7 protein-coding genes are annotated in these 6,734 nt (G+C 59.3%); 4 read left to right on the forward strand and 3 right to left on the reverse strand.

Annotation, left to right across the window (positions count from 1 at the left end):
- Positions 1-161: 161 nt before the first annotated feature.
- Complete coding sequence (gene tyrS / locus L9Z73_RS22740) at positions 162-1,361, reverse strand: tyrosine--tRNA ligase (RefSeq protein WP_247405756.1); 1,200 nt, start codon at positions 1,359-1,361, stop codon at positions 162-164.
- Positions 1,362-1,570: 209 nt separating this feature from the next.
- Here tyrS and L9Z73_RS22745 point away from each other — a divergent pair, with 209 nt between their 5' ends.
- Together L9Z73_RS22745 and L9Z73_RS22750 are read left to right on the forward strand one after the other, a co-directional pair.
- Positions 1,571-2,989, forward strand: coding sequence for a peptidoglycan DD-metalloendopeptidase family protein (locus tag L9Z73_RS22745; RefSeq protein ID WP_247405759.1), 1,419 nt, complete (start codon positions 1,571-1,573; stop codon positions 2,987-2,989).
- Positions 2,990-2,992: 3 nt separating this feature from the next.
- A complete protein-coding gene (locus tag L9Z73_RS22750; protein WP_247405763.1) occupies positions 2,993-4,084 on the forward strand; it encodes an anhydro-N-acetylmuramic acid kinase in 1,092 nt (363 codons plus the stop codon).
- A 78-nt stretch (positions 4,085-4,162) separates the two neighbouring features.
- Here L9Z73_RS22750 and erpA read toward each other — a convergent pair whose 3' ends face one another.
- Both erpA and argC read right to left on the reverse strand, forming a co-directional pair.
- Positions 4,163-4,513: an iron-sulfur cluster insertion protein ErpA gene (erpA, locus tag L9Z73_RS22755; protein WP_007906865.1), complete on the reverse strand. Its 351-nt coding sequence runs from the start codon at positions 4,511-4,513 to the stop codon at positions 4,163-4,165.
- Between the two features lie 153 nt (positions 4,514-4,666).
- Entirely contained in the window at positions 4,667-5,701 is a 1,035-nt protein-coding gene (gene argC / locus L9Z73_RS22760) for an N-acetyl-gamma-glutamyl-phosphate reductase (RefSeq protein ID WP_247405766.1), read from the reverse strand.
- Between the two features lie 136 nt (positions 5,702-5,837).
- Here argC and hemJ point away from each other — a divergent pair, with 136 nt between their 5' ends.
- Entirely contained in the window at positions 5,838-6,266 is a 429-nt protein-coding gene (gene hemJ, locus L9Z73_RS22765; RefSeq protein WP_247405769.1) for a protoporphyrinogen oxidase HemJ, read from the forward strand.
- 24 nt (positions 6,267-6,290) lie between these two features.
- On the forward strand, positions 6,291-6,734 hold a 444-nt coding region (locus tag L9Z73_RS22770; RefSeq protein ID WP_247405772.1), incomplete at its 3' end, for an NAD(P)H-dependent flavin oxidoreductase.

Consider the following 6,734-nt stretch of genomic DNA (forward strand, 5'->3'; position numbering starts at 1 on the left):
CACTGCTCTAGCAACTCCTTCCAGGCTTCGATGAACTGAAGCAGGCCGCTGTCGAATCTCGTATAACTCTTTGTTTACCAAGGAGTTTTCCGTTTCGACTGCGCCGGAAGTGGGGCGAATTATAGACAGATATAAATCGCCGTCAACCGTTAATTTCAGACTTATTCGGATTTGAGCGTAATACGCGCAAATGCCTTCTTCCCAGCCTGACAAACATGGGTCGCGCCCAGTTCGTATATAAAGGTGCGATCAACCACTTCACCATCTATACGCACACCACCGGAACCCAAGAGGTCACGCGCGACCGCCGAGTTCTTCACCAGGCCCGCCTTATTAAGGACGGCCGCGATCGGCATCGCCTCTGCAGCAGTCAGCTCGATCTCCGGCAGATCATCCGGCAGCTCGCCATCCTTCATCCGATTGCCCGCCGCACGATGAGCGCTGGCCGCAGCCTCTTCACCATGGAAACGCGCAACAATCTCTTCAGCCAGCTTGATCTTCACGTCACGAGGATTGGCGCCTGCCTCGACATCCGCACGCAGCGCATTGATCTCGTCCATCGAGCGGAAGCTCAACAGCTCGAAGTAACGCCACATCAGCGCATCCGGAATCGAAACCAGCTTGCCGTACATCACGCCCGGCGCTTCCTGGATGCCGACATAGTTACCCAGGGACTTGGACATCTTCTTGACGCCGTCCAACCCTTCCAGTAACGGCATGGTCAGAACGCACTGAGCCTCCTGCCCATACGCCCGCTGCAGCTCACGCCCCATCAGAAGGTTGAACTTCTGATCGGTGCCACCCAGCTCAACGTCAGCCCGCAACGCCACCGAGTCATACCCCTGGACCAGCGGGTACAGGAACTCGTGAATCGCGATCGGCTGATTGGAGGAATAGCGCTTGTCGAAGTCATCGCGCTCAAGCATGCGCGCTACGGTGTACTGGGATGTCAGACGAATGAAATCCGCCGGCGCCATCTTGTCCATCCAGGTGGAGTTGAAGGCCACCTCGGTCTTGGCCGGATCGAGAATCTTGAACACCTGAGTCTTGTAGGTCTCGGCGTTATCGAGAACCTGCTCACGGGTCAGCGGCGGACGCGTGGCGCTCTTGCCGCTCGGATCACCGATCATCCCGGTGAAATCCCCTATAAGGAAGATCACCTGATGCCCCAGGTCCTGGAACTGCCGCAACTTATTAATAAGCACGGTATGACCCAGGTGCAGATCCGGCGCCGTCGGATCAAAGCCGGCCTTGATACGCAGGGGCTGGCCACGCTTGAGCTTTTCGATCAGCTCCGCCTCGACCAACAGTTCTTCCGCACCACGTTTTATCAGCGCTAGCTGTTCTTCAACCGACTTCATAACAGACCCGCAAGGCTCAGATTCAAAAGGGAACCAACCATACAAGATCAGGGACTAATTACAAGTTTTGCCCTGCGCACGGACACCGTTGAGCAAGCCCAACGTTCGCGAGCTTGCGCCACAGATGATTTGGTTATATTTTATACAGTTATTTCATCTTCATCATGTCATTCATCTTTTCCATTTCATCTTCAAAGTCAAAATTACCTATGACCACAGAACCGTCTAAAGCGCCGCCGCTTTACCCAAAGACCCACTTGCTCGCTGCAAGTGGTATCGCCGCCCTTTTGAGCCTGGCACTCCTGGTATTCCCTTCCAGTGACGTAGAAGCCAAACGAACATCCCTGAGCCTTGACCTGGAAAGTCCAGTTGAACAACTGACACAAGATCAAGACGCTTCCGACGCGCAACAAGCCACAAATGCACCTGTCGATTCGCCGTTTGCCCAGATCGAAAGCGCCCCCGACGAAACCGACAAAACCGCCCAGCAGCAGCCTGCACCTGCGCCAGCGCTGGCCAAGAACCCTCAGCATCGCGAGGTGATCGTCGGCAAGGGCGACACGCTTTCCACGCTGTTCGAGAAGGTCGGCCTGCCTGCCGCCACGGTTAATGAGGTCTTGGCCAGCGATAAACAAGCCAAGCAATTCACCCAGCTCAAGCGCGGTCAAAAACTCGAGTTCGAACTGACCCCCGACGGCCAGTTGAACAACCTGCACAGCAACCTCAGCGACCTGGAAAGCATCACCCTGACCAAGGATGCCAAGGGCTTCGCGTTCAATCGCATCACCACCAAACCAGTGATGCGTTCCGCCTATGTACACGGCGTGATCAACAGCTCGCTGTCGCAATCGGCCGCCCGTGCTGGCTTGTCCCACAGCATGACCATGGACATGGCCAGCGTGTTTGGCTACGACATCGACTTCGCCCAGGACATCCGCCAGGGTGACGAATTCGATGTGATCTACGAGCAGAAGGTCGCCAACGGTAAAGTGGTCGGCACCGGAAACATCCTCTCCGCGCGCTTTACCAACCGCGGCAAGACCTACACCGCCGTGCGCTACACCAACAAACAAGGCAACAGCAGCTACTACACCGCTGATGGCAACAGCATGCGCAAGGCCTTTATCCGGACACCTGTGGATTTCGCCCGCATTAGCTCGCGTTTCTCCATGGGTCGCAAGCACCCAATTCTGAACAAAATCCGCGCCCACAAAGGCGTCGACTATGCCGCTCCGCGCGGTACGCCCATCAAGGCGGCAGGTGACGGCAAGGTGCTGCTGGCCGGACGTCGCGGCGGTTACGGCAACACGGTGATCATCCAGCACGGCAATACCTACCGCACGCTGTATGGCCACATGCAAGGGTTCGCCAAGGGCGTACAGACTGGCGGCAACGTGAAGCAGGGCCAGGTGATCGGCTACATCGGCACCACCGGCCTGTCCACCGGCCCACACTTGCACTATGAGTTCCAGGTCAATGGCGTACACGTCGATCCATTGGGCCAGAAGCTGCCGATGGCCGACCCGATCGCCAAGGCCGAACGCGCACGTTTCATGCAACAAAGCCAACCGCTGATGGCGCGTATGGACCAGGAGCGCTCCACCCTGCTGGCTTCGGCGAAGCGTTAAGGTATGCCGCTCTATATAGGCGTGATGTCAGGGACCAGCCTCGATGGCCTGGATATCGCCCTGATCGAACACGATGTGGCGATCAAGCTGATCGCCACTCACTACATCCCCATGCCTGATAGCCTGCGCGGGGAACTGCTCAGCCTGTGCGCCAGCGGCCCGGATGAGATCGCCCGCTCAGCCATTGCCCAGCAGCACTGGGTTGCACTCGCCGCCCAGGGCATCCATGCCCTGCTGGACCAGCACAACCTCAAGCCCCAGGACATTCGCGCGATCGGCAGCCATGGGCAGACGATCCGCCATGAACCGGCACGCGGCTTCACCGTACAGATCGGCAATCCCGCCCTGCTCACCGAGCTGACCGGAATCACTGTGGTCAGCGACTTCCGCAGCCGCGACGTTGCCGCGGGTGGCCAGGGTGCGCCCTTGGTGCCAGCTTTTCATGAAGCACTGTTTGACGAGCGCAGCGGAAATCGTGCGGTATTGAATGTCGGAGGCTTCAGCAACCTCAGCCTGATCGAGACCGACAAGCCCGTAGCCGGCTTCGACTGCGGCCCGGGCAATGTCTTGCTGGATGCCTGGATTCACCAACAGCGCGGTGAACACTTCGATCGCGATGGCCTGTGGGCTGCCAGCGGTAAAGTTGAACCTCGACTGCTCAACGCTCTGCTCGGCGACCCCTTCTTCTCGACCAAAGGCCCAAAAAGCACCGGGCGCGAAGTGTTCAACATGGAATGGCTGCAACGGCACCTGGCGCGCCTGCCCGCATTCGCCCCTCAGGACATCCAGGCCACGCTGCTCGAACTGACGGCGCTGACCATCGTCGAGTCCCTGCAAACCGCCCAACCCCAGACAGAGACCCTGCTGGTCTGCGGCGGCGGCGCCCATAACGCCACACTGATGAAGCGCCTGGCCGCGCTGTTGCCATCAACCCAGGTCAGCAGCACCGCCACCTGCAGCGTAGATCCAGACTGGGTCGAAGCCATGGCCTTCGCCTGGCTGGCCCATTGCTGCCTGGAAGGCATCGCCGCCAACCGCCCCAGCGTCACCGGCGCGCGCGGGCTGCGAGTCCTGGGCGCGATCTACCCCGCCTGACTGCCCCCCATAATCCGCAGACAGCAAAACGCCGCTTGGCCGATCAAAGCCAAGCGGCGTTTTTGTATCCGCTACCAATCAGATCGAGAACGAAGACCCGCAACCACACGTAGTGGTGGCATTAGGGTTCTTGATCACGAAACGCGAACCTTCCAGACCTTCCTGGTAATCCACCTCGGCGCCTGCCAAGTATTGGAAACTCATTGGGTCCACAACCAGGCTCACGCCCTCACGCTCAACGATGGTGTCGTCATCGGCCACTTCTTCATCGAAGGTAAAACCGTACTGAAACCCTGAACAACCGCCGCCCGTAACAAATACGCGCAGCTTCAAGCGATCATTACCCTCTTCATCGACCAGGCTCTTCACCTTGTGCGCAGCACCGTGGGTGAATTGCAAAGCCGTCGGGGTGAAGGATTCAACGCTCATGCTGATAATCTCCCGGCGTACCGCCGCCATATGCGTAATGGTCGGCATTATCCGCTTCTCCTAGAAAAGCGGTCAACTATTATGGGCGCAGCGGCGAGCTTCAAGTCGCCAGCTCCAAGCATGCGGCTTACAACTTGAAGCCTACATCTGCCCTTAAGGCAGCATGCCCGCGTGGGACAAGCCCAGCTTTTCATCCAGGCCGAACAGGATGTTCATGTTCTGCACCGCCTGGCCCGACGCGCCCTTGACCAGATTATCGATCACCGACAGCACCACCACCAGGTCACCGTCCTGCGGACGATGCACGGCAATCCGGCACACATTGGCGCCGCGCACGCTGCGGGTTTCCGGATGGCTACCGGCCGGCATCACGTCGACGAACGGCTCGTTGGCGTAGCGCTTTTCAAACAGCGCCTGCAGATCGACCGAGCGATCCACCACGGTCGCGTACAGCGTCGAGTGAATGCCACGAATCATCGGAGTCAGGTGCGGCACGAAGGTCAGGCCCACGTCCTTACCGGCGGCGCGACGCAACCCCTGGCGGATTTCCGGCAGATGGCGATGCCCTTTTACCGCATAGGCCTTCATGCTTTCCGACGTCTCGGAGTACAACGACCCCACTGCGGCCCCACGACCGGCGCCGCTGACACCCGACTTGCAGTCCGCGATCAAGCGCGAAGTATCCGCCAGCCCGGCTTCGAGCAATGGCAGGAAACCCAACTGCGTCGCGGTCGGATAGCAGCCCGGCACGGCGATCAGGCGCGCTTGCTTGATCTGCTCACGATTGACTTCCGGCAGGCCATACACCGCCTCTTCCAACAGCTGCGGCGCACCGTGTGGTTGGCCGTACCATTTGGCCCACTCGTCGGCGTCCTGCAGACGGAAGTCCGCCGACAGATCGATGACCTTGGTGCCGGCGGCCAGCAGCTCACCGGCCAGCGCATGGGCAACGCCGTGGGGCGTGGCAAAGAACACCACGTCACAAGCGCCGAGGGTCTTGATGTCCGGCACGCTGAACGCCAGGCCGTCGTAATGGCCTCGCAGGTTCGGATACATATCGGCCACAGCCAGACCGGCCTCGGATCGGGAAGTGATGACCACCACCTCAGCTTGCGGATGCTGTGCCAACAGACGCAGCAATTCGACACCGGTGTAACCCGTGCCGCCGACGATACCGACCTTGACCATAAACCTGCCCTCAACGAACCCACTGGAAAGTGGTCGATAATAGGGGCCGCATCGTTCTGCGACAACCGCCAACGTGACGTAAGGACGCATGAGCCACTACTATCTTCGGTTACCGTGAACCTGGGAATAACTAAAAATGCTCTATCTATGGGTCAAAGCCTTTCATATCGTCGCCATCGTGTGCTGGTTTGCCGGGCTGTTCTACCTGCCGCGCCTGTTCGTCTACCACGCACAAAGCGAGGACACCGTGAGCAAGGAGCGTTTCAGCGTGATGGAGCGCAAGCTGTATCGCGGCATCATGGGCCCCTCGATGCTTGCCACGCTGGTCTTCGGCATCTGGATGATCGCCCTCAACCCCGGCCTCTTTCATATGGGCGCCTGGCTCCACGTCAAGCTAACCCTGGTCGTTCTGCTGATCGGTTACCACCATATGTGCGGCGCGCAGGTAAAACGCTTCGCCCGTGGCGAAAACACCCGCAGCCATGTCTTTTATCGCTGGTTCAATGAGGTTCCGGTTCTGATATTGCTGGCTATCGTAATTTTGGTCGTGGTCAAACCGTTCTGACTTCAATGACTCGGGGTACCTCCAATGTCGCTGCCCGCTTTGCTTGAACAACGTCTGCGCCTGCCCGTCGTGGCTGCGCCGATGTTCCTGATTTCCAACCCGCAATTGGTGCTGGCGTGCTGCCGCAATGGCGTGGTCGGGAGCTTCCCGGCGCTGAACCAGCGCGAAAGCAGTGGTTTCAAGGCCTGGCTGGAGGAAATCGAAGCGGGCCTGGCGCAGATGGACAACCCCGCGCCCTACGCCGTCAACCTCATCGTCCATAACAGCAACCCACGGCTGGAGGCTGACCTGGCGATCTGCGTGGAGCACAAGGTGCCGATCGTCATCACCAGCCTGGGGGCGGTGAAGGCGTTGGTCGATGCCGTACACAGCTATGGCGGCCTGGTTTTTCACGACGTCACCACGCGGCGTCACGCCGAGAAAGCCGCCGAAGCCGGGGTGGACGGCCTGATCGCCGTGGCCGCCGGT

Origin of the sequence: Pseudomonas emilianonis, assembly GCF_023072625.1 — a bacterium.
In the GTDB taxonomy this organism is placed as follows: Bacteria; Pseudomonadota; Gammaproteobacteria; order Pseudomonadales; family Pseudomonadaceae; genus Aquipseudomonas; species Aquipseudomonas paraveronii.